This is a genomic window from Actinoallomurus acanthiterrae, assembly GCF_054775715.1.
In genome coordinates this window covers 6,462,959-6,484,086 of the sequence record NZ_BAAHCO010000001.1, presented here as the reverse complement: position 1 = coordinate 6,484,086, position 21,128 = coordinate 6,462,959, and the positions used below count along the sequence as shown (strand labels likewise).

Below are 21,128 nucleotides of genomic sequence, written 5' to 3'. Positions count from 1 at the left end.
ATGGCGGAATCGAGAACGCTGCGACCGCTCAAACGAGAACCCGCGGTGACCATCATCGCGTCTCGGCTGACCGAAGCGATCATGGACGGCACGCTTCCGCCTGGCGGTCAGCTCGGTGAGGCGGAGCTGGCCGGGCAACTCGGCGTCAGCCGCGGCCCGTTGCGCGAGGCCATGCAACGCCTCGTGCAACAGGGCATCGCCCGCAGCGTGCCGCACCGTGGTGTGTTCGTCATGACCCTGAACGAAGACGATGTGCGCGACATCTACCTGGCCCGGACGGCCATCGAGTCCGCCGCCTGCCGTCTGGTGCTGCGGCAGAATCCGCAACGTACCGCCGACCGGCTGGCCAAGGTGCACCGCGCCATGGCCGCTGCCGCCCGCAAGGGAGACCCGGCCGCCCTCAGCGCGGCCGACATGGAGCTGCACCAGGTGCTCGTCGAGGAGTCGGGCAGCGCGCGGCTGAAACGGATGGCGGAGACGTTGTTCGTCGAGACCCGGATGTGCATGACCGCGCTGGCGGGCGAATACCCGATGCCGGTGGAGCTGGTCGAGGAGCACGCGGCGATCATCGAGGCCCTGCGCGCGGGCGACGAGGAACGGCTGTACGCCCTGCTGGACGAGCACATGCAGGACGCCGTCCGCCGGCTGACGGGGCACGGCCAGATCACCGACCCGCCCGGACCGGTCGCGGCGGCCGACCGGACGGCCTGACGGCACCGCACGCCGTTCACGGGCCTCAGCGGTCGCGCCTGGCCTGGTTCACCGGGCGAGGGCGGCGGTGAGGAGGCGGGGGGCGTCGGCGAGGACCATGCCGGCGGCACCGAGGACCTCGGCGTGGTCGCCGAGCTGCCCGCTGGTGATCTGGACGGCTTCGGCGGCCGGGGCGAGCGCGTAGCGGCGGATGGCGCGGGTGATCGGCTCGATGAGCCGTTCGCCGGCGCGGGCGAGGTCGCCGCCGACCACGATGAGCTCCGGGTTGAGCATGGTGACGAGGTTGGCGAGGACGCGGCCGATCTCTTCGGCCGCGTCCTGCAGTGCGTGAACGGCGCCCCGGTCGCCGGCCTTGATGAGCGGGAGCAGGTCGGAGACGGCGACCGGGTACCCCCAGCTGTTCTCCAGCAGGCGGGCGATGGCGACCGGGCTGGCGACGGTCTCCAGGCAGCCGCGGTTGCCGCAGCGGCAGACGCGCCCGTCCGGGGTTGACCGGATGTGGCCGATCTCGCCGGCGAGACCGCCGGTGCCGTGCAGGGGCTGGCCGCCGGAGATGATTCCGGCGCCGATCCCGGCGGACAGCCGGATATAGATCATGTCGTCGACGTTGCGGCCGGCGCCGTACTCGCGTTCGGCCAGCGCGCCCGCGTTGGCGTCGTTGGCCAGTCGTGTGGGCAGGCCGGTGCGCCGCTGAAGCTCGGCGCCGGGCTGCACGCCGACCCAGCCGGGCATGATGCCGTGGGCTTCCAGGACGCCGCTGGGGACGCGGACGGGGGCGGCGATGTCGACGCCGAGGCCGAGCACGCGCTCTTGGCCGATGTTCCGTTCCCGCAGCGCTCGCTGGACCAGATCGGCGGTCAGGTCGAGTGTTTCGCCGGGGGCGCGGTCGACGTCGGTGACCACGGTGTCGTTCCAGATGGGGGTGCCGTTCAGGTCGCACAGCGCCACCCGGACGTGCTGGTGGCCGATGTCGGCTCCGATGGCGTACGCCGCGGGCGCGCGCAGGGTCAGGGACTGCGCGGGGCGGCCGGTGGGCCGTGTCTGGCCGTCCGGTTCGCTCTCCTCGACCAGGTCGGCCGCGAGCAGGTCCGCGACGAGCGAGGAGACGGTGGCCCGGGACAGGCCGGTGACCTGGACGAGTTCGGAGCGGCTCGTGCTGTCGGTGTCGAACAAGGCCTGCAGCACCCGGAGCCGGCCCACCTCCCGCAGGTTCAGTGGGGTGTCGATCGCTGACTCCTCGTCTCGGATTTCGTTCGGATTCAACCTAACGAAGCCGTCCACAGCCGGGCCTTGCGCTGACTTGTGCGTAATGTCATCGTAACTATGCCCGCGCCAGATGATCACCTCGCAATGTACGCCTAAACCTGGCATCGCAGGGCTGTCTTGCACGTACGGGGGAGTCGATCTGGTCCGGTCGGGGGCTCGACCCGCGAAGGGAGGACGTGGCGCCGTCGGCAGCGGCGCGTGTTCCACCTCCGTCAACTTCATGATCAGGGAGCCTCCTGATGGCACGACGCCACTCCCCGCGGCGGCGCTCCTTCCTCGCCGCACTGTGTTCGTTCGCCTGCGCGCTCGGTCTGGCCGGTGTCTCGGCGTCGCCGGCGCACGCGGCCACCACGCCGATCTACCTGGACCCCCACTACTCCTTCGAGGAGCGCGCCGCGGACCTGGTGTCGCGGATGACGCTGGACGAGAAGGCCGCCCAGCTGCACACCAACGACGCCCCTGCCATCCCGCGGCTGGGGGTGCAGCGATACACGTACTGGAACGAAGGCCAGCACGGGGTTAACACGCTGGGCGCCGACACCGACCACGGCTCGGCCTCGGGTGGGGTGCACGCCACCAGCTTTCCGACCAACTTCGCCTCCTCCATGTCGTGGGACCCGCAGCTGGTCTACGCCGAGACGACGGCGATCTCCGACGAGGCGCGCGGCTTCCTGGACAAGTCGCTGTGGGGCGTCGGGCAGAACAACCTCGGGCCGGACAAGAACGCCTACGGCTCGCTGACGTACTGGGCGCCGACGGTGAACCTGGATCGGGACCCGCGGTGGGGCCGGACCGATGAGGCGTTCGGGGAGGACCCCTACTTCGCCGGGCGGCTGGCCGGCGCGTTCGTCAACGGCTACCAGGGCCAGAGCCAGAGCGGGAAGTCCACGACCGGCTATCTGAAGGTCGCCGCGACGGCCAAGCACTACGCGCTGAACGACACCGAGAACAACCGCACGGGGATCAGCTCGGACACCGACGACCGGGCGCTGCGGGAGTACTACACCGCCCAGTTCCGCGACCTGATCGAGAAGGATCACGTCTCGGGGCTGATGACCTCCTACAACGCCATCAACGGCACCCCGGCGGTCGCGAACACCTACACCGTGAACCAGCTCGCCCAGCGGACGTACGGGTTCAACGGCTACATCACGTCCGACTGCGGCGCGGTCGGCACGACCTGGCGGCTGCCGTACGGCGGCCACGACTGGACGCCGCCGGGCTGGACCACGGACCACAAGGACAACCCGACCTGGACGAACACCGCGACCGGGACCACGCTGTCCGGTCAGGCGGGCGGGCAGGCGTACGCGCTGCGCGCCGGGACCAATGTCAACTGCACCGGTGACGAGGCCACCGCGCAGAACATCCGCGACGCGATCGACGCCGGCGCGCTGAGCGAGGGTGTTGTGGACACCGCGCTGGTGCACCTGTTCACCATCCGGATGCGGACCGGCGAGTTCGATTCGCCGGACCGGGTCAAGTACACCAAGATCACCAAGGACGTCATCCAGAGCCCCGAGCACCAGGCCCTGGCCACCAAGGTCGCCGACAACTCGCTCGTCCTGCTCAAGAACGATGACGTACCGGGCACGAAGAACCCTCTCCTGCCGCTGAACGCCTCGAAGCTGAACAAGGTCGTGATCCTCGGCGACCAGGCGAACACGGTGAACCTGGGCAACTACTCGGGCGAGCCGACGCTGCAGGTCAGCGCGGTCAAGGGCATCACCGACGCGGTCAAGGCCGCCAACCCCGGCGCCTCGATCGTGTTCGACGACGCCAAGACCTCGACCACGACCACCACCCCGGCGGTGCTCGGCGACCAGACCAAGGCCGACATCAAGAGCGCCGACCTGGTCATCGTGTTCGTGGGCACCGACCACGGCGTGGCCGATGAGGGCAAGGACCGGACCACGCTCGCGATCCCGGGCAATTACCACTCACTGATCGACCAGGCCACCGCGCTGGGCAACGACAAGATGGCGCTGGTCATGCAGGCGGGCGGCCCGGTCAAGATCGACGATGTCGCCGCGAAGTTCCCCGCGATCGTCTTCAGCGGGTTCAACGGCGAGAGCCAGGGCACCGCGCTGGCCGACGTGCTGACGGGCAGGCAGAACCCGAGCGGGCACCTCAACTTCACCTGGTACAAGGACGACTCCCAGCTGCCGGCCATGTCCAACTACAACCTCACGCCGGCGGGCACCGGCGGGATCGGCCGCACCTACCGGTACTTCACCGGCACCCCCACCTACCCCTTCGGCTACGGCAAGAGCTACACCGGCTTCGCCTACTCCCACATCCGGGCGAACACCGGCTCGGTGAGCGCGAACGGGAAGGTCACCGTACGGTTCGACGTCAAGAACACCCGCCACGTCGCCGGCGCCACGGTCGCTCAGCTGTACGCCGCGACCCCCTTCAGCGTCCCGGGCGTCGAGATGCCCAAGAAGCGGCTGGTGGGCTTCAAGAAGACCGCAGTGCTGCGGCCCGGCGCCACCGAGCACGTCTCCCTCACCGTCAACGTCGCCGACCTGGCCGTGTGGGACGCCAAGGCGATGCGTTCGTTCGTGCCGGACGGCACCTATCAGTTCCAGGTCGGGGCCGACTCCGCCGACATCACCGCCGCCCCGTCGGTGCAGGTCACCGGGCGGATCACGCCGAAGGTCCAGTACGTCACCGTCCAGCCCGAGGCGGTCCAGTACAAGGTCGGCGACACCCTCGACCTGACCGGCAAGAACCAGTGGATCAAGGACGACACCGACCGTTCGAAGGAGCAGCGCAACCTGGCCGTGACCGCCGACGACATCGTCGAGGCCGTCAACAACGACCAGTCCTTCGTCGACCTGACCCACGCGAAGGTCCACTACGGCAGCAGCGACCCACACGTGGCAACGGTCGATCAGGCCGGACACGTCAAGGTGGTCGGTTCCGGCGTCACGACCCTCACCGCGAAGGTGGGCGGCGTCACCGGCTCGGCCGTCATCAGCGCCAAGTACCCCTTCTCGGTCACCGCGCCCTCGACCGTCGAACCGGGCGGCACCCTCACCGCCACGACCGCGTTCACCAACTCCGGCCCGAACGCGCTGAGCGACGTGACGGTGGCGCTGACCACGCCGAACGGCTGGACCGCGGAGGCCACCTCGCCCGCCACGTTCGCCCAGGTCGCGGCCGGTCAGACGGTCAAGACCACCTGGACGGTCAAGGTCCCGGCCGACGCGGCGCGCAACGGGTACGACCTGCAGGCCAAGGTCACCTACACCGCCCAAGGCGGCCAGGGCAGCGGCGCCGCGGCCACCAACGTCGGAATCCCGTACGCGTCGCTGGCCGCCGCCTACAACAACATCGGGATCACCGACGACGGCAACCCGTCGGCGGGCACCCTCGACGGCGGCGAGTTCAGCCTGTCGGCCCAGGCCCTCGCGGGCGTGGGCATCACGCCGGGCGGCAAGGTCGACCACGGCGGGTTCACCTTCACCTGGCCGGACGTCCCGGCGGGCAAGGCGGACAACGTCCTCTCCAGTGGACAGGCGTTCGACTACTCCGGGTCGGGCGCGAACCTCGCCTTCCTGGGGACGGCCAACAACGGCACCGCCTCGGGCAGCGGAGTGATCACCTACACCGACGGCACCACGCAAGCGTTCTCGATCAGCTTCCCTGACTGGTGGTCCAGCGGCGGAGACACGGTCGCGACCCTTCCCTACATCAACAGCAAGAACAGCGGGCGACGGGACCAGACCGTCCACCTCTACATGTCCACCGTCAAGCTGCAGGCCGGCAAGAAGGTGCAGTTCGTGACCCTCCCCAACGTCAGCCAGGGCGGAAGCGGCGCCAACGCGCTGCACGTCTTCGCCCTCGCGACCAACGGATAGCGGCCAAGCGGCCGGGCGGTCGGCGCCACCCGCCGACCGCCCGGCGCGGTCATCAGCCTGCGCTCCCGGGCCAACAGTGACTACGTCACCGCGGAGAACGCCGGTGCCTCAGCAGCAGGCTGCCAATTACCTACTCACCAGCGTTCATCATGGGGGGCCACATTGGACACCCTTATGATCCCGTAGCTGTTGCCATTGTCCGGATTGTAATGGAATACGCTTAGCGCACCGTATCTAATTTCGATCCATGAATTGTCCTCCCCGTCGGCGAATTGCCTCCGATATAGCCCTCCCTCGGCGTACACCACGCCGAGTTTGGGTTCGTTGTACGAGCCATGGCCGACCTGTACGCCAGCTCCAGGAAAGCTGATCCATCCGTCGTTGGTGTTTTTTCCCTGGACCCGTTCGGCGTTCACCCGGTTGACTTCGATCTTGTCGGCGAGGAGCCTTCCCTGGCCGCCGGAGTTGTTGGCAACCTTCACCCCGTCGGCGGTGAAGGTGAGGCCCCCGGTGTCCGCCGTCCCCTGGATCCGGGAGGCGTGGATGCCGGTCTCGAAGGTGGGGTTGCACAGTTGGACGGTGGTGGTGAGGAAGTGTTGCCGCCCGGTGTTGGGGTCGGTGGCGATGAGGGTGTAAGTGGTGTCGCGTTTCGGGCCGGTTCCGGGGTCGGGTTTCCATTCGCCCTTGGTGGTGACGCCGGGTGCCGGGTTGCCGTCCGACGACCTGATCTTGTAGCCCAGGTCGCCGGGTCCGTCCCAGCGCAGGACGATTTTGTCTCCGTCGTCCACCATGGCCTTGTCGGGGTGGAAGTTACTGGGCGCCGGGGCTTGCTTGGCGGTCTTCACCAGCGGCACCGCCGCGACGGTGGTGCTCGGGCTCGCGTTCTGTGTTCTGCTGGCGGCCTCTGTCACCCTCAGCACGGCCAGCCCTGCGGCTGCGGCGACCGGAACGTCCTCCAGTTTCAGCACCAGGTAGTCACCGGGGGCGAAAGGGATTCTGTGGCCGGCCGGGTCGGTGACCTGGAAGGACCCGGACTGGGGCTGGACCTTCAGCTTCCGCACGGGCGACTGGAGGCCGTGGTACTCGCCTGTGGCCTTGATCTTGGTGATGTCCGGCGTGAGGTGGTCGGCGCCGTCGCCGACGGGCACCTTCACCTCGTTAACGGACCAGTACGCCTTGTCCCTGCCGGTGTTGGTGGCCATCAGGTACACCGTCCCGATGGAGCGGGACTGCCCGGTCCTTGACGCCTCCAGGGGGGCCGGGTCGGTGAGCAAGGTGTAGGTCAGCAGGGTCATGGTCACCACTCCTTGGCTGGGAGAACGACACCGGACGACGACACGCCCGCCACAAGCGGGCCGGGCCGGGCGGGAACAGGCCGGGCAGAACAGACGGCGACACCGGCGAAGTTCCTGAAACCCGCCCACCCATAGAAGAGCACCACTAGATCCAAACAATGGCGGCAAAGCGCGCCAAGAGCTTAAAGGGGCCCATAAAAGGGCGATCCGGCAATATAGTCAGCGTCTTGACGAACAGTTGAGCTACGCGTCTCAGCCGCTTCCCGCCGGCCCTTGCCGCGATCTGCACTGCCGCTCGGCGTCATGCTCACCCCGGCCTGCGGCGGGCGTGCTGCGCGCCGGCCGCGGCGAGCACGCGCCGAGCCCGCCAAGCGGGCGACAAAGTCCGCGTGCGCCTGCTCAACGGCTTCGGGGTACGCCGCGCGCTTGTCGCCCGGGGTGGTCGCGTGGCTCACTCGTCGGTCTTGCCGCCATACTCGGAGGCGACGGTCACCGCCGTGACCGTGAAACCGGTGTCCAACCCCACGCCCGCGACGGACAGTGCCTCTACCGCCTCATCGGCGTCGTCCGGGTACCAGACGAGGGGCTCGTCGTTTTGCCCACCGCGTGCGTAGTCCTCGCAGTGGGCGCGGGCGGCCTCCCGGTTCGTGTACAGACCGAGAATAGCCCTCCCGTGCCCGGCGTCGGCCCGGTAAATCGTCAGTTCGGAAGGAGCCTCGGTGGCCGCCGTCTCGCCCTCAAGCTTCTTTTCCACGAGTTGCCTCTTCTTCTGGTGTCGCGGGGCTTTGGTGATTCGGGGGCGGCCCGCCTCGCGGGCATTGACCCCGTACAGCGCCTGGGGCAGGAAGAGTTCACCGTCGCGGAAGGCCGCTGAACAGCCGACCTTCTGTTGAGGCAGCGAGGTCGTAAATTGCAGACTTCGGTGCGTCAACCAGCCTCGATGTCATACATCAGAGACTGGCTGATGCCGCAGCGCTCGGCAAGTTCCTTCTCCCATACGGCGTCGCGGTAGTCGTCGAGGAGGTCGTTCACCTCGTCCTCGGTGAGGAGGGGTTCGCGTCTCGTCTGATGCCGACCCGGCCAGACGGGCGGCGTCGTCGTCCGCGCGACGCGGCCTTCGACCTGATCACGACTGACGGATTGCCCGACGTGAACGCGCCACCGGCCGGGACCCGGCCGGGGGCGCGTTCCGGTTCCGCTACGGCTGGACGTTGATCGTGAAGGTGGACGTCGTGTTCCTGACGTCGACGGCGTTGTCGCTCATCTTGAGGTTGTGGAAGGTGACCGAGCCGACCGCCGGGCCCTGGCCGGGCTCGGGCAGCTCATTCGCCCAGAGACCGAACCCCGACTTGGCGTCGTAGGCGTCGCCGCTCTTGTGCGCGCCCGTGATGGTGACGTTGGTGAGCACGGTGTCGGTGACCGGGCTCAGCGGCGCCCCGTTGACGTAGTCGGTCTGGAACATGATCCCTGAGTACGTCGGGTCGATGATGTCGACGTCACTGACCCGGATCGCCCGGAACTGCTTCGAGGCCGAGAACATCCAGATCCCGGGGAAGGTCTGCGCTCCCCAGAAGTGGCCGCCGGCCCGCACGATCGAGATGTTGCCGAAGGTCGTCGGGTCCGGTCCGAAGTCCTCCATCGGATAGCCGAAGTCCAGCGAGCTGATCGTGATGCCGGAGTAGGTCAACGTGTCGGCGACGTAGATGTTCTTGACGGTGTTGTCCTGCCCGCCGTACACCGCTACGCCCGCCGCACGCCACGGCAGGATCGCCGTGAGGTTCTGGAAGGTGTTGTTCTTCTCGCCCGTGCCGCCGGAGTCGGTCGCGGCGAACAGCGCGAAGCTGTCGTCGCCGGTCGCGCGGGCCTCGTCGTTGGACACCAGGTTGTCCGAGCTGCCGTTGGTCATGTTGATGCCGTCGGCGAACGTGTCCCGGATCCGCGCGTTGGTGATCGTCATGTGGTCGGTGTTGTTGCCCCAGTACATGCAGACCATGTGCTCGACCCAGATGTTGTCGATCGTGTCGTTCGCGACGTTCTGGAGGTCGAACACCTTGCCCGGCCCGTCGATCCGCGACGTGTAGTTGCCGAAGTAGGCGAAGCCGGAGAACGTCGAGCCGTTCGCCGTCGCGTCCGCCCGGATCCCGATGTCGGTGTTCTCCTGGCCGGTGGGCGCCTGGAACTGGGTGTACCACGGGCCGGCGCCGACCAGCTTGATCGCCTTGCCGTACACCTGGAGCTTGCCGGACGTCTCGTACGTGCCCGCGGGCAGGTACACGCCGACCAGGGTGGAGTCCTGCCGCACCTTGTCCAGCGCGTTCTGCACGTCCTGCTGGGTGAAGCCGGCTGGCACCGCGTACTTGGCCAGGTCGGGGTTGGCGACGGGGGAGACCTGCTCGGTGTTGATGAAGTCGATCGAGTAGTAGGCCGCCGTGTTGGCCGCGTCCTTCTGCAGCCTGATCTTGTGCCCGGCCGCTACGGTCGTGCCGAGCATGACGTGCGCCTCGTCGTAGATATGCCGCGGCGAGAAGTCCGGCGAGTTGCCCGGGCTCGTCTCGCTGCCGTAGAGCCACGCGAAGTGCGAGGTCAGGTCGATGGTCTTGAGGAACGTCCCGTCGACGTAGACGTCCAGGGTCGAGTTGATCCCGCCGCCGCCCGAGGCGTCGGGGATGGCGAACCGGGTCACGAGCGTGTTGGTGCTCGCCCTGGTGGTGAACTCCACGCTGCTGCCGGTGGTGGCCAGCTTCACCGCGCGGCGGCCGGACGCCTCACCGGCCAGGTCGCCGATCGTACGGTTCGGCCCGACGGTCGTCGCTCCGCCGGCCAGGACGCCGTCCTCGGCCTCGTACATGTCGTACGGCATGTTCGCGCCGCGTCCGACGAAGAACGGCGTGCTGCTGGTGTTGTTGGCCTGTTTGACCGGCAGCTCGTTCGTGTCATTGGCCAGCACGACCTTGACGGTGTACTTGCCGTTCACCGCCGTCCACGACCCGAGGTCCACGGGGGCGGCGGTGGCGCCCGCGGCGATGGTCCCGCTGACCGAGCCGGTGAACGTCTTCACGGTCGCGTTGCTCGCGTCGAGGAGCGTGAGCGTGATGCCGTGCGATCCGGAGCCGGAGGCCACGGTGCCCTGGTTCTTCACCGTGACGCCGAACGTCACGTTGTCGCCGCTCGAGGGGTTGCCGGGTGTCCAGGTCACCGACGACGCGATCAGGTCGGAGCTGGCGACCGGCGCCACCGTCAGTGACGTCGGGTTGGTGTAGGAGTTGTTGTCCTCGTTCAGCTCCAGGACGTCGTCGGCCTCGTCGACCTTGGCGCTGAGCTGGTAGGTCCCCGAGTCGCGGGTCCCCGCCGACGCGGTCACCGTGGTCGAGACCCCGGCACCGACACGCCAGGCAGGGGTCAGGGGAGTCGACGTCCGTTGGGGTTGCGGCGGCGCTGCTCCTTCTCCGCCTTCTTGCGGGCTTTGATGGAGGCGTCCAGTTCGGCGAGCAGGTCGGGGTCGATGTTGAGGCGGCCGCGGCCGCTCGCAGAGCCGTCGAGGGAGTCGCCGCCCCAGGTGGTGACCGCGCTGACGCCGGGGTAGCGCTGAGCCGCCTTGGCCTTCTCGGGCTCGTCGTCGCGGGGCGGGCGGCCCAGCAGGTCGGTGTGGCAGGCCAGTACGGCCTCGACCAGGCCGGCGCCGTACCCGTTTCCGGCTATCCGGTGCAGGCCATCCCACTTGAAGCCGGCCTTCTTCAGTGCCCGCTTCTGGAAGAAGCCCATGCCGTCGAGGAGGCGGGTGACCTCCTCCGGGCCCAGCGCGTTGTCCATGGCGTGATCCTAGGACCGGTGTTCGGTGATCTCCGGTTCCGCGCCTTGCGGCGGGAGAGCGCTGAGGTCGAGACAGTTACCGCTCCCGGACTGCGTAGGTCAGGTGGGTCACCCGCTGCGTCGGCTCCGCGCGGACCGGCTCCAGGGCCACGCGGCCCGCGTCCACGCCTTCGAACAGGCGGATTCCGGAGCCGAACAGCACGGGTGACAGCGCGATCGTGAACTCGTCGATCAGGCCGGCGTTCACGTACTCCAGGATCGTTGCGCCGCCTCCTGCGATGCGGACGTCTCGGTCGCCGGCGGCCTCGCGGGCCTGGTCGAGCGCGGTCTCGATGCCGTCGTTGACGAAGTGGAAGGTGGTCCCACCCGGCCGCTCCCAGATGTCACGCTTCTCGTGCGTCACGACGAACACCGGCGTGTGGAACGGCGCCTCCTCCGGCCACATCTGCTCGCCGGCGTCGAACATGCGCTTGCCCATCACGCTAGCGCCGGTGCGCTCGAACGTCTCGCGCGCGATGTCGTTGTCGCGCCCTTCCTCGCCGCCCTCGCCGAGCTTCAGGTTCTCCCGGAAGAACCGCTGCGGGAAGATCCACTGCTGCAGTTCCATCCACTGCTGCCCCATCAAGTCCCCGAGGGACCCGGGCGCGATGAAGCCGTCCAGCGACATCGACACGCTGAAGAACACCTTTCCGGCCATCAGTCCTCAGCTCCCTTCCGAACGGTCTCGGTGACGTAGGCAGCCAGGTTGCTCAGGGTCTGCCCGGCCGCCCTCGATCGCGTGGTACTTCTCGACCGCCTCGTCGCGCAGCTCCTTGGTGGGGAACACCGTGCGCATCTCGATCCGGGTCGCCGCCCCGTCGGGCGCGAACGTCAGGACCGACTCGAAGGCGTTCGGGTCGCCGCGGGACTCACCGTGCAGCAGCGCGATGCGCTCCGGCGGGGCGATCTCGGTCCAGGTGATCCACTCCTGGTAGTCCGTCCCGTCCGGTCCGTGCATCACAAAGTCCCAGTCCCCGCCGACGCGGAACTCGAAGGACCGCGTGGTGGTGGTGAACCCCTCCGGTCCCCACCACCGCGACAGGTGCCGCACTTCGGTGAACGCCTCGAACACCAGCTCCCGTGGGGCGTCGATGACCCGGGAGATCACGATCTCGCGGTCGGCCGTCGCGGACTGCGCCGGCGCTCCTCGTCCCGTCGCGCTCATCAGCTACTCCTCCTGCCTTGCCTGCTTGAGGTCCTGCACGTACGCGTCCAGCCGGTCGAAGCTCTCGTTCCAGAACCGCTCGAACCCGCCGGTCCACTCGTGAACCGGCCGCAGCCCACGGGCGTCAAGGCCGTACAGGCGCTGCTTGCCTGCCTTGCGGTCCCGCACCAGCCCGACCTCCCGGAGCACCCGCAGGTGCTTGGACGCCCCCGGCTGGGTCATCCCCAGCTCCTGGGCCAACTCGGTCACCGGCCGCTCACCCGCCCGCAGCAGAACCAGAATCTCGCGGCGCTGCGGCTCGGCGATCGCGTTGAAGACGTCCGACGTCGTCGCTGCTCGTGCCATGGCAGCGATCATATGCCGATATCGGCATGCGTCAAGCCGGAGGAAGGCAGGTCGATGGCCTTGAGGAACGTCCCGTCGCCGTAAGCGTCCAGGGTCGAGTCGATCCCGCCGCCCGAGGCATCGGGGATGGCGAACCGGGTCACGAGCGTCTGGGCGAACAGCTGGTGGTCATGCCGCCGACGGGCGTCACCGCGCAGGGTGCCGTAGTATTGATCGATCTCGGATGAAGTGCGGGATGTACCGCCTTGGAAACCGCCCTCAAAGAGCGAGTTACGCTGATTTTGTGCCTTAAATAAAGTCTTGTTCGGTCATCTGCCGTGGGGTTTCGTCAATCGCCGCTGCTAGCCTGAGCCCTGGGAATGCCGAGCCGAGGAGCCAGCGATCGATACCCCACTGAACCTTCGCGAGGTGGGGCGGCTCCGGGTTCTCGAGGCGCTTCACCACGTGGGCCAGTCGAGCCGCTCCGAGCTCACCAGACTCACCGGGCTGTCCCGGGCTACGGTCTCTTCGATCGTCACCGACCTGCTGTCCGCGGGCCTTATCCGGGAGGGCGCGGACACGTCGGATCCGGCGACCCGGCCCACCGGACGACCGGCGCAGTCGTTGACGCTCGTCCCCTCCGCCGCCTACGCGGTCGCAGCCGACATCGGCCATCACCATGTCCGTGTCGCCGTAAGCGATCTTCACGGAAACCCGATCTGGGACACCTCCGTGGCCGGCGACACCGACCGGGCGCCCCGCGAGACCCTCGACCTCACCGCCGACCTGATCCATCAGGCCCTCCGTGAGAAGGGCATCCCCATCGGCGACGTGTTGGGGCTGGGCGTCGACATCGCCGTTCCGGTTCGTGCCGCCGACGGAGTCCTGGAAGCGCACGGCATCATGCCGGGCTGGGTCGGACTGCGGCCGGGCCGCGAGTTGGAACAGCGCACCGGCCTGACCACCTGGATCGCCAACGACGCCGACGCCGGCGCCCTCGCCGAGCGTCTTTACGGCGCCGGGCGTGGCACGTCGGACATGATCTATATCCGGCTCTCCACCGGCATCGGCGCGGGAATCGTCAGCAGCGGCCGGCCGCTGACCGGCGCCGGGGGCCTGGCCGGCGAATTCGGCCACACCCTCGCCGACCCACGCGGTCCGATCTGCCGATGCGGAAACCGGGGATGCCTGGAGACCGTGGCCGGCTCGGCCGCCATCGCCAGGCTCCTGGAGCAGAGTTGGGACCGCCGCGTCACGGTGCCCGATCTCCTGCGGCTGATCGATGAGGGTGAGAAGGGGGCCGTTCGCGCGCTGGAGGACGCGGCCGAACGCGTCGGCTTCGTCCTGGCCAACCTCGTCACCGTGCTGAACCCCGAGTTCATCGTCGTCGGCGGTGATCTCGCGGCCGCCGGCCCGAAGCTGTTCGAGCCGATGGAGCGGGCGATCCGGCGCTATGCCCTGGCACCCGCAGCGGAGGACGTCACCGTCGTCCCGGGCGAACTCGGTGACCAGGCCGAGGTACGAGGTGCCGCCGGCATGGTCCTTGCCCACGCCCCCCGGATACTCGCCGGCCGACGCGTCTCCGCGGAACGCGGCGAGGACCGGCACGACCCGATCAGCGCCGACTGAGCCGATGGAAAAGGCCGCCGCCGAATGCCCGGCGGCGGCCTTTCCCTATCGGCTCAGTCGAGCGGGTCCAGCGTCAGGTATGCAGTGGCGGGGTTTGAGTCGTTGACGAGAGACTCGAAGTCGCCCACGTCGTCGAAGGCGAACGCGTACGCCTTGCCGTCCTGCATCTGGGCGTGGATCTTGCGCGCGTAGTGGTTGGTCACCACGTCCTGGTAGAAGTCCGCGGCGTTGGTGTCCGGCTGGGTGGTGCTGGTGAGCAGGGTGCTGCGGTTGAAGCCCGCGCACAGGGTCCGGGAGATCGGGCCGCGGACCTGGTCGTTGGGCGCGTCGAGCAGCTTGTAGCAGCCGAAGATGCTGTCCGAGTCCGGCTTCTGGAAGCTCGTGACGACCTGGCCGGCGCCGTTGGTGAAGTTCATGACGTTGCCGGAGACGCGGCCGTAGTACCGGACGCCGGGCTGGTCGGCGAACGGCTGCACGGTGAGGGTGGCCGAGCCGTACTTCGCCCAGACCCGGTTGACGTAGTCGTTCATCACGCTCGCCGGCAACGCGCCGGCGGCGATCCCGTGACCGGGCGCGATGGCCCGGAGGATGTTGCCGCCTGGGTCGCGCTGGATCAGGTTGGCCCAGCCGCCGGGCTGTCCGGTGAGAGCGTTGAAGAAGCCGTGGTAGCCGCCGGACTTGAGATGGCCGGTGTTGCGCACCGTCCCGCTCGTGTTCTTGACACCGACGGCGTACGGCGCGGAGAACATGTCGACCTGCGTGCTGTTGATCCACAGGCCGGAGTCGTTCAGCGTGTACTCGCTCCAGTTGAACAGGATGTTGCGGTTCGGATCGGTCGGGTTGTTGACGTCCGGCTGGACCAGCCCACCGGTCGTCACGAAGAATTTGAGCTTCTGGCCGTAGGAGAAGTACACGCGCCCGGAGAACTTGGGCAGCCGGAGGGTGATCGACTGGCCGTTCGCAGGTCCCGGGATCGACGCGTCGGGCGCGGGCGTCGGCGGCATACCGCCCGCCGGCCACGCGTGGAAGCCGCCACCGGAGTCCGCCCATCCCTGCTGACCGGTCGCCAGGTTGGTGCCCAGCACGTAGAGGTAGACGGCGTCCGTCCGGTCGGACTTGTTCGCGACCTGCAACGGAACGGTCGCGGCGGTGACGGTGGCCTCCGCCGCGGGTGTGACAGTGATCGAGCCGCCTGCCACGAGCATGGCTGCGATCAGCAGTCCGTACAGTTTGCGCATCCTCGTGTCCCTCTTCTCTCTTCTGGAGAGCAGTAAGAAGCAGTCCCGGCATGCGATCGCTGCCTCGCGGGCTGATGGCCTCCGCGGTCGGCCTCAGATGCGGTTCGTCCGCGAGCGATCGAACCCTTTCCCTCGCGAGAGCGCTTTCAGGATGGCTTCTTTACTATTTCACGTCAATGGCGAAGTTGGTTTTCTGTCAGCTCATCTCGGGCGGCGACTGAAGGCCGGCTGCGGCCGGCGGGAGCCCGGCGTGCCCGTCGAGACCGCGCGCGAACTCCGCGAGCTGCGTGATCAGCCCCCGGCGGGCGCCCGCCGCGAGACCGAGGTGGTAGACGTGGAACTCAGTGACACCCACGTCGCGTAGCGCACGAGCATGGGGCAGGACGCGTTCCGGCCGGACGGGCGGCAACACGGTGACGTACGCGGCGACGGCCTTGTCCTCCGGAAGCGCCGCCCGGATTCGCCGCGCGTCCTCCACGGGGCCCTCCGTCGTGGGCCACGCCGGGATCAGTACCGCGTCGGCGGCCCTGGTCGCCGCCGACGTCAGGGCCGGGGCGGGCCCGGTCGCCCACGGGTCGACGCTGCCGTGCAACGTGACCCGGCTGCCCGGAGCGACCTGCCGCACCTCGGACAGGACCTCGGCCAGGAGCGCGTCCGCGGCCTCGTGCCGGCAACGCAGAATGACATCGGCGAGGTCGGCGCCGATGCTCGCCTGGTCGTCCGCGCCGAGCGCGATCACGGCCCTCCGCAGTTCATCCACCACGGCGTCCGGGGCGACCCCCGCCGCTTCCCAGGCTCGCCGGCAGGCATGGCAGCAGCAGACCGAGAGCAGCCGCTCGGCGGCCGGACCCCAGGCGCCATCGGTCTTCTCATGATGGCCGCCATGCGTGACGCCCAGCTGCCCCCAGGCCTCCAGCGAGACGCCGTCGATCGGGACGTCGCGGACCGCTTCCGCCGCGAGCGTCGCCGCGTACGAGCGGACCTCGGCCAAGGACGGGCACAGCGCGTACGGATAGCCGTCGCCGAAGCAGTTCACGACCGCGAGTTCGGGATGCGACTCGCCGAGGCGCGTGGCGTGCGTCAGCACGATCCAGGCGTTGACCGCCAGCCCGGCACTCTTGAGGACGCCGGACGCCTCGGCGAACGGGTCATCGCCGCCGACCCAGTCGGCGACGGCGGGAACGAGCCGCCGACCGGCCCAGACCTGCCGCCGGAGCGGCCGGTAGAGCGCCGCGCTCCGGGCGGTGACGACCCGATGGGAGGGATGGAGGGGCGTGGCCGCGCGGACCGAGTGGTAGGCGGCCGCGAGCGTCACCTCCGCGACGCCGTGCGCGTGCACTCGATCCGCGAACGCGTCATCCCCGACGACGTCCCAGGGGTAGGCGTGCGCGGCGAGCCGAACGGGGGGAACGGACATCCGCATGTTCCTCTCTCACCTGGTACTGGTCCAGATCATGTTGACGTCCTCCCCTCGCCTGAAGGCGGGGGGATTCCAACCCGGTCCTACCCGGAGGTGAGAACAGGTTGAGGTTCGCGGTTCATAGCCCCGCCTGGTGGCTGGAGGGCTCCCCGCGCTGTCACCGTCCGTCCGACGGCGATGTCTCTGATGTTCTTGGCCGCGTTCACGTCCGCGTGATCGGCATGCCCGCAGGCGCGACAGCGAAAGACCGCTTGGCTCTCACGGTTGTCCGCTGCGCAGTGCCCACAGGCATGACAGATCTGGGAGGTGTACGCGGGATTTACCTTCTCCACCCGGCCCGGTGCCTTCTGCTCCAGGCGGGTTACCAGAAGGCCCCATCCGGCCGCGTGGATGGAGTGGTTGAGCCCGGCCTTGGCGCGCACGTTCGTGCCGGGCGCGGTGAGGGTGCCGCGCGCGGACCGCACCATGTTCTTGATCTTCAGGTCCTCGACCCGGATCAGGTCGAAATCGGCGGCGAGGCGGGTGGAGGTCTTTTCGGCCCAGTCCTTGCGCCGGTCGGTCTGGCGGGCTTTGATCCGGGCGATCGCGGTCTTGATCCCCGCGCGGCGGTTCGAGCCGGGCTTTGCGCGCGCCAACCGGCGCTGCAAACGCAGCAGCCGTTCAGCCTCGGTCTCACACAGGCCGGGCACGGACAGTCGCTCGCCGGTGGACAGCGCTGCGGAGACCGCCACACCGCGGTCCACGCCGACGACCTGTCCGGCGCCGGGCCCGTTGATCGGTGGCGGGATCATGGCGAACGCGACATGCCAGCGGCCCGCCTGGTCCCGGTTCACCCTGAAGGACTTGGCGTCCACAGGGAGTTGGCGGGACCAGCGGAACCGGACCCAGCCCACCTTGGGGACCCAGACCTCACCGACCTTGCGGGACAGGCGCCGCACGTCCCAGTGCCGACCGCGCTGCCCGACGATCCGGAACCCCTCGTGCACCCCCGCCTTACGCCAGGTCGGCCGCCGGTGCGTGCCGACGAAGAAGCCCGCCATGGCCTGGGCGAAGTCACGCAACGCCTGCTGCTGCACCGTCTGGGAACCCGCCGCCAGCCAGTCGAACTCCTTCCTGGCGTCGGTCAACTGGCGGGACTGCTCGCCATAGCCCGGCGCGCTCGCCCGGCCCGGCCGCCAGTGTTGATGCTGCTCGACCGCGAGGTTCCACACATATCGGGCGTGGGAGCAGTGCTCCAGCAACGCCAGCTCTTGAGCGGGCGTGGGCGCAAGCCGGAACCGCATGCCCGCACTCTAACCACCACCACCGACATTCCGAGGAGGAAGCGGCGTTTCCTCCCCGGCCTCAAGGCCGGGGTCTCCACGCCGCGAAGCAGATGAAGCGAACACGGTCGGCACCAGGGTCGCGTGGAGCGCACTCGTCACCACGGTGGCCGGCTCGGCCCGTCAGGCCGACGAGACGTACACCTGGACGATGCCGCTCGCCACTCGTACGGCGAGCCGGGGCAGAGCCGGAATCGGCGCGCGAAGCCGGTGGTGGAGGACGGCGCCGTCGAGTGCGAAGAGCGCCTGATGGCAAGGGCAGCGCAGCCGTGCGCCGCCTTCCAGATGCAGGCGGCAACCCTGATGCGTGCACACGCCGGATACCGCGCGCAGTCGGCCGCCGTCGCGGGTTACGAAGCCGGTGGTACTGCCGGCGTCGAAGGAACGCACCGCGCCCTCCGCCAGGTCGGCGGCGGCGACCACCGGATGCCACCTGCCGCTGTCGGGGATCATGGTCCCGTCACCCGCCGGCGTCCCACCATGGGTGAGCGCGCGGTCGACCGACACTCCCACGACGGCGCCGCTCGCGGCGACCGCGCCGCCCAGGACCAGGCGGCGCCCGACCGGCATCGGCGCTCGCGCGACCTCCGGCTCCGCCAGGCGACGGTGCAGGTCGGCGACGAACTCCTCGCGCGGTGCGTCCGATCCCGGGCGCGCGGCGCGCAGCTCGATGGCGAGGCGGAGCGCGTCGGCGTCCGCGTCGTCGACCGGGTAGGAACGCGGGCGGCGGCCCTTGAGCAGATCCTCGACGTAACGCCGTAGACCCTTCATGGGTCACCTCCCCGTCCTGTCGTCCGGTCGATCCTCTCGCATGACCTCCGCCGCGAGCCGGAGCGCACGATGCTGGAGGACCTTCGCGTTGCCGACGCTGACTCCCAGCTCCCGTGCCGCCTCACGGATCGAGTAGGACCGGAGGAACCTCAGCTCGAGGACGCGCCGGTAGCGGTCGGGCAGCGCCGCCAGGACCCTCGCCACGCGTTCGGGCGAACGACCGTCCTCGGGCGGCCGACCGAAGTCGGCCGCCACGCGTTCGATGTCGATGGCGGTGATCTCGTGCCCGAGCGTCCGGCGCCAGTGCGCGGCCAGCACGGAACGCGCGGTCGCCAGCAGGTACGCGCGGACCTCGCCGACGCTGGCGGAGGTCCGCAGCGGGCGCAGCGCGGCGAGGAAGACCTCGGCGGTGAGGTCTTCCGCGTCCGGCCGGTTGCCGACCTTGGAGAACATCAACCGGTAGATGCGATGCACATTGTCCAGGTAGATGGCCTCCCAGCCGGTATAGGCATCACCCTCCACCAGACGGAGCGGCATCCGGGGCTCGGAAGGAGACTCGGCATCCGGCCCCGGGCGCTCGCGTCGACCCGGGATCCAGCGGTCCATCACCAGCCCCCTTCACCATCTTCACATGGCGGTACGGCCGGAGCCTCAGCCGAGCCTCTCGTCGCGGACCGCCAGGGCGTGCCGGCCTCGTACGTAGCCGACCTCGCGGATGCCGAGGGCGTGCCGCAGTTTTCCGGCCGGCAGGGTCACCGGAGCGGGTGCCGGACCGTGCCCGGGACGGGGCAGCGGGTAGGCCGTGGTCGTGGCGCTGTGGAAGGTGACGTTGCCCTCGGTCTTGGTGAACAACTGGTGGATGTGGCCGTTGAGGCAGGTCACGGACGCGAAGCGGCGCAGGAGGCTCAGCGCCTGTACCGAGTCGTCGGTTCCCCAGCCCCAGTTCGGGTACAGCGCGAACATCGGGATGTGGCTGAACACGACGATCGGCGTGTCGCTCGACAGGCCGGCCACGTCCTTGCGAATGAAGTCGAGCTGCTCGGTGCCGAGATGGCCGAGCTTGCTCATGTGCAGCGTGTTCACCAGCGCGATGAAGTGCACGCCCCGCACGTCGAAGCTGTACCAGCCGTCCCCGCGGGCACCGGCGCCGAAGGTCCGGCGGTACTTCTGGCCCGCGTCGTCGATGGAGTCGTGTTCGCCCGGCACAGTGAAGACATGCCCCGTCTTCAGCCCGGTCATCATCTGCTTGACCTGGTCGAACTGGCCCGGTGTGGCCAGGTGGGTCAGGTCCCCGGTGTGGATGACGAAGTCCGGCCGGTGCTCCAGCGCGTCGATCCGGTGCAGCGCGTCGGAGAACGAGTCGGTGACGTCGGTGTTCGCCGGTCCGTGGAAGCCGATGTGGCTGTCGCTGATCTGCGCGAACCGTACGGTGGCGTTCGAGGGCAGGGCGTCGCTCGAATCGGCGACGCGGCTGACCACCTCACCGGCGGCGACCGCGAGGACGACCGCGCCACCGAACCACGCGCTGTGCCTGAGCAGCTGACGTCGGGTCATGCCGGCCGGGTCGTTCTGGTCTTCGGGCGGTGGAATGTTCGGCGCGTTCATTTCTGCACCACCACCGTCCCGCGCATGAACGGGTGGATCGTGCAGGAGTACGGGTAGCTGCCGGGCTTGGTGAACGTGAACCGGAACGTCTTCCCGGATCCCAGTGTCGGGGAGCGGAACGCGCCGCCGTCGGCCGTCACCGTGTGCGGCTCCTCGTCCTGATTCGTCCAGGTCACCGTGGTGCCGACCTTGACGGACACCGACGCGGGCCCGAACGCGAAGCTCTTGATCGACACCGCGTTCGCGGCGACCGGTGCGCCGTGTGGTGCGGCGCCGGAGCCCATCTTCATCCCGGGCATCGAATTGCCGGGCGCTTTCGGCTGCGGGGCGGGCTGAGCGCCTCCGGACGCCGGCCCCCAGCCGCAGGCGGCCTGCAGGGCCAGCCCGCCGATGGCCACGAGCACCGCGGCCCCGCGTCGCCCGCGCGCGAAGTATGTGTACAGGTTCATCTGTCGTCCCATCCGTTCCGCCGGGGCGGACGTCGTCGCGTATCCGCTGTTCGCGGACCTTCGACCACAGATAGGACCGGGGGTTACACCGTGATCTCCGAACACCGGCCGTAACCTCCGCGTCTATCTCCTTTCGAGGGCGTTCGCCGCCCGACCTGGCCGCCACTGCCAGAGCCCCGCGGCACGTACTCGACAGATCACCTTGACGCTGCGGATTC

19 protein-coding genes are annotated in these 21,128 nt (G+C 69.0%); 3 read left to right on the top strand and 16 right to left on the bottom strand.

Annotated features, from left to right (window positions below; translation table 11 throughout):
* A complete protein-coding gene (locus ACYVF7_RS30765) occupies window positions 1–711 on the top strand; it encodes a GntR family transcriptional regulator (protein ID WP_460347626.1) in 711 nt (236 codons plus the stop codon).
* Window positions 712–759: 48 nt separating this feature from the next.
* Here the strand turns inward: ACYVF7_RS30765 and ACYVF7_RS30760 are convergent, their stop codons facing one another.
* Window positions 760–1,974: an ROK family transcriptional regulator gene (locus tag ACYVF7_RS30760; protein WP_460347624.1), complete on the bottom strand. Its 1,215-nt coding sequence runs from the start codon at window positions 1,972–1,974 to the stop codon at window positions 760–762.
* A gap of 242 nt (window positions 1,975–2,216) precedes the next feature.
* On the opposite strand from ACYVF7_RS30760, the gene ACYVF7_RS30755 reads away from it, so the two are divergent.
* Window positions 2,217–5,843 carry a glycoside hydrolase family 3 C-terminal domain-containing protein gene (locus ACYVF7_RS30755; RefSeq protein ID WP_460347622.1) on the top strand — a complete coding sequence of 1,209 codons (3,627 nt, stop codon included), beginning with the start codon at window positions 2,217–2,219 and terminating at the stop codon, window positions 5,841–5,843.
* A 134-nt stretch (window positions 5,844–5,977) separates the two neighbouring features.
* On the opposite strand, the gene ACYVF7_RS30750 is transcribed toward ACYVF7_RS30755, so the two are convergent.
* From ACYVF7_RS30750 to ACYVF7_RS30715, 8 genes are all read right to left on the bottom strand, one after another.
* Window positions 5,978–7,138: a hypothetical protein gene (locus tag ACYVF7_RS30750; RefSeq protein ID WP_460347620.1), complete on the bottom strand. Its 1,161-nt coding sequence runs from the start codon at window positions 7,136–7,138 to the stop codon at window positions 5,978–5,980.
* Between the two features lie 451 nt (window positions 7,139–7,589).
* Complete coding sequence (locus ACYVF7_RS30745; RefSeq protein WP_460347618.1) at window positions 7,590–7,892, bottom strand: hypothetical protein; 303 nt, start codon at window positions 7,890–7,892, stop codon at window positions 7,590–7,592.
* Window positions 7,893–8,336: 444 nt separating this feature from the next.
* The gene (locus ACYVF7_RS30740; protein ID WP_460358178.1) at window positions 8,337–10,541 is read right to left on the bottom strand and encodes a CARDB domain-containing protein; all 2,205 of its coding nucleotides are present in this window, start codon (window positions 10,539–10,541) and stop codon (window positions 8,337–8,339) included.
* Window positions 10,538–10,948, bottom strand: coding sequence for a hypothetical protein (locus ACYVF7_RS30735; RefSeq protein WP_460347616.1), 411 nt, complete (start codon window positions 10,946–10,948; stop codon window positions 10,538–10,540). The genes ACYVF7_RS30740 and ACYVF7_RS30735 overlap by 4 nt, the downstream gene beginning before the upstream one ends.
* 76 nt (window positions 10,949–11,024) lie before the next feature.
* Complete coding sequence (locus ACYVF7_RS30730) at window positions 11,025–11,645, bottom strand: dihydrofolate reductase family protein (protein ID WP_460347614.1); 621 nt, start codon at window positions 11,643–11,645, stop codon at window positions 11,025–11,027.
* 6 nt (window positions 11,646–11,651) lie between these two features.
* On the bottom strand, window positions 11,652–12,152 hold the full coding sequence (locus tag ACYVF7_RS30725; RefSeq protein WP_460347612.1) for an SRPBCC family protein: 501 nt from the start codon (window positions 12,150–12,152) through the stop codon (window positions 11,652–11,654).
* Between the two features lie 3 nt (window positions 12,153–12,155).
* Window positions 12,156–12,497: an ArsR/SmtB family transcription factor gene (locus ACYVF7_RS30720; RefSeq protein WP_075033765.1), complete on the bottom strand. Its 342-nt coding sequence runs from the start codon at window positions 12,495–12,497 to the stop codon at window positions 12,156–12,158.
* A gap of 8 nt (window positions 12,498–12,505) precedes the next feature.
* On the bottom strand, window positions 12,506–12,640 hold the full coding sequence (locus tag ACYVF7_RS30715; protein ID WP_460347610.1) for a hypothetical protein: 135 nt from the start codon (window positions 12,638–12,640) through the stop codon (window positions 12,506–12,508).
* Window positions 12,641–12,905: 265 nt separating this feature from the next.
* Between ACYVF7_RS30715 and ACYVF7_RS30710 the strand changes: the two genes are divergently transcribed.
* Window positions 12,906–14,105: an ROK family transcriptional regulator gene (locus ACYVF7_RS30710; protein WP_460347608.1), complete on the top strand. Its 1,200-nt coding sequence runs from the start codon at window positions 12,906–12,908 to the stop codon at window positions 14,103–14,105.
* Window positions 14,106–14,158: 53 nt separating this feature from the next.
* On the opposite strand, the gene ACYVF7_RS30705 is transcribed toward ACYVF7_RS30710, so the two are convergent.
* From ACYVF7_RS30705 to ACYVF7_RS30675, 7 genes are all read right to left on the bottom strand, one after another.
* Window positions 14,159–15,343 carry a glycoside hydrolase family 64 protein gene (locus tag ACYVF7_RS30705; protein ID WP_460347606.1) on the bottom strand — a complete coding sequence of 395 codons (1,185 nt, stop codon included), beginning with the start codon at window positions 15,341–15,343 and terminating at the stop codon, window positions 14,159–14,161.
* A gap of 196 nt (window positions 15,344–15,539) precedes the next feature.
* Window positions 15,540–16,760 carry a hypothetical protein gene (locus ACYVF7_RS30700; RefSeq protein WP_460347604.1) on the bottom strand — a complete coding sequence of 407 codons (1,221 nt, stop codon included), beginning with the start codon at window positions 16,758–16,760 and terminating at the stop codon, window positions 15,540–15,542.
* 86 nt (window positions 16,761–16,846) lie between these two features.
* On the bottom strand, window positions 16,847–18,046 hold the full coding sequence (locus tag ACYVF7_RS30695) for an RNA-guided endonuclease InsQ/TnpB family protein (RefSeq protein WP_460347602.1): 1,200 nt from the start codon (window positions 18,044–18,046) through the stop codon (window positions 16,847–16,849).
* Between the two features lie 162 nt (window positions 18,047–18,208).
* Window positions 18,209–18,856 carry a Rieske (2Fe-2S) protein gene (locus tag ACYVF7_RS30690; RefSeq protein ID WP_460347600.1) on the bottom strand — a complete coding sequence of 216 codons (648 nt, stop codon included), beginning with the start codon at window positions 18,854–18,856 and terminating at the stop codon, window positions 18,209–18,211.
* 3 nt (window positions 18,857–18,859) lie between these two features.
* Window positions 18,860–19,393, bottom strand: a complete 534-nt coding sequence (locus ACYVF7_RS30685) for an RNA polymerase sigma factor (RefSeq protein WP_460347598.1) — start codon at window positions 19,391–19,393, stop codon at window positions 18,860–18,862.
* 114 nt (window positions 19,394–19,507) lie between these two features.
* Complete coding sequence (locus ACYVF7_RS30680) at window positions 19,508–20,461, bottom strand: metallophosphoesterase family protein (RefSeq protein WP_460347596.1); 954 nt, start codon at window positions 20,459–20,461, stop codon at window positions 19,508–19,510.
* On the bottom strand, window positions 20,458–20,910 hold the full coding sequence (locus tag ACYVF7_RS30675) for a cupredoxin domain-containing protein (protein WP_460347594.1): 453 nt from the start codon (window positions 20,908–20,910) through the stop codon (window positions 20,458–20,460). The genes ACYVF7_RS30680 and ACYVF7_RS30675 overlap by 4 nt, the downstream gene beginning before the upstream one ends.
* Window positions 20,911–21,128: the final 218 nt, after the last annotated feature.

Coding starts and splice junctions, on each gene's coding strand:
- ACYVF7_RS30765 (WP_460347626.1), top strand. CDS start 1: ATGGCGGAATCGAGAACGCTGCGACCGCTCAAACGAGAACCCGCGGTG.
- ACYVF7_RS30755 (WP_460347622.1), top strand. CDS start 2,217: ATGGCACGACGCCACTCCCCGCGGCGGCGCTCCTTCCTCGCCGCACTG.
- ACYVF7_RS30750 (WP_460347620.1), bottom strand. CDS start 7,138: ATGACCCTGCTGACCTACACCTTGCTCACCGACCCGGCCCCCCTGGAG.
- ACYVF7_RS30735 (WP_460347616.1), bottom strand. CDS start 10,948: ATGGACAACGCGCTGGGCCCGGAGGAGGTCACCCGCCTCCTCGACGGC.
- ACYVF7_RS30730 (WP_460347614.1), bottom strand. CDS start 11,645: ATGGCCGGAAAGGTGTTCTTCAGCGTGTCGATGTCGCTGGACGGCTTC.
- ACYVF7_RS30725 (WP_460347612.1), bottom strand. CDS start 12,152: ATGAGCGCGACGGGACGAGGAGCGCCGGCGCAGTCCGCGACGGCCGAC.
- ACYVF7_RS30720 (WP_075033765.1), bottom strand. CDS start 12,497: ATGGCACGAGCAGCGACGACGTCGGACGTCTTCAACGCGATCGCCGAG.
- ACYVF7_RS30705 (WP_460347606.1), bottom strand. CDS start 15,343: ATGCGCAAACTGTACGGACTGCTGATCGCAGCCATGCTCGTGGCAGGC.
- ACYVF7_RS30700 (WP_460347604.1), bottom strand. CDS start 16,760: ATGTCCGTTCCCCCCGTTCGGCTCGCCGCGCACGCCTACCCCTGGGAC.
- ACYVF7_RS30695 (WP_460347602.1), bottom strand. CDS start 18,046: ATGCGGTTCCGGCTTGCGCCCACGCCCGCTCAAGAGCTGGCGTTGCTG.
- ACYVF7_RS30690 (WP_460347600.1), bottom strand. CDS start 18,856: ATGAAGGGTCTACGGCGTTACGTCGAGGATCTGCTCAAGGGCCGCCGC.
- ACYVF7_RS30685 (WP_460347598.1), bottom strand. CDS start 19,393: ATGCCGCTCCGTCTGGTGGAGGGTGATGCCTATACCGGCTGGGAGGCC.
- ACYVF7_RS30680 (WP_460347596.1), bottom strand. CDS start 20,461: ATGAACGCGCCGAACATTCCACCGCCCGAAGACCAGAACGACCCGGCC.
- ACYVF7_RS30675 (WP_460347594.1), bottom strand. CDS start 20,910: ATGAACCTGTACACATACTTCGCGCGCGGGCGACGCGGGGCCGCGGTG.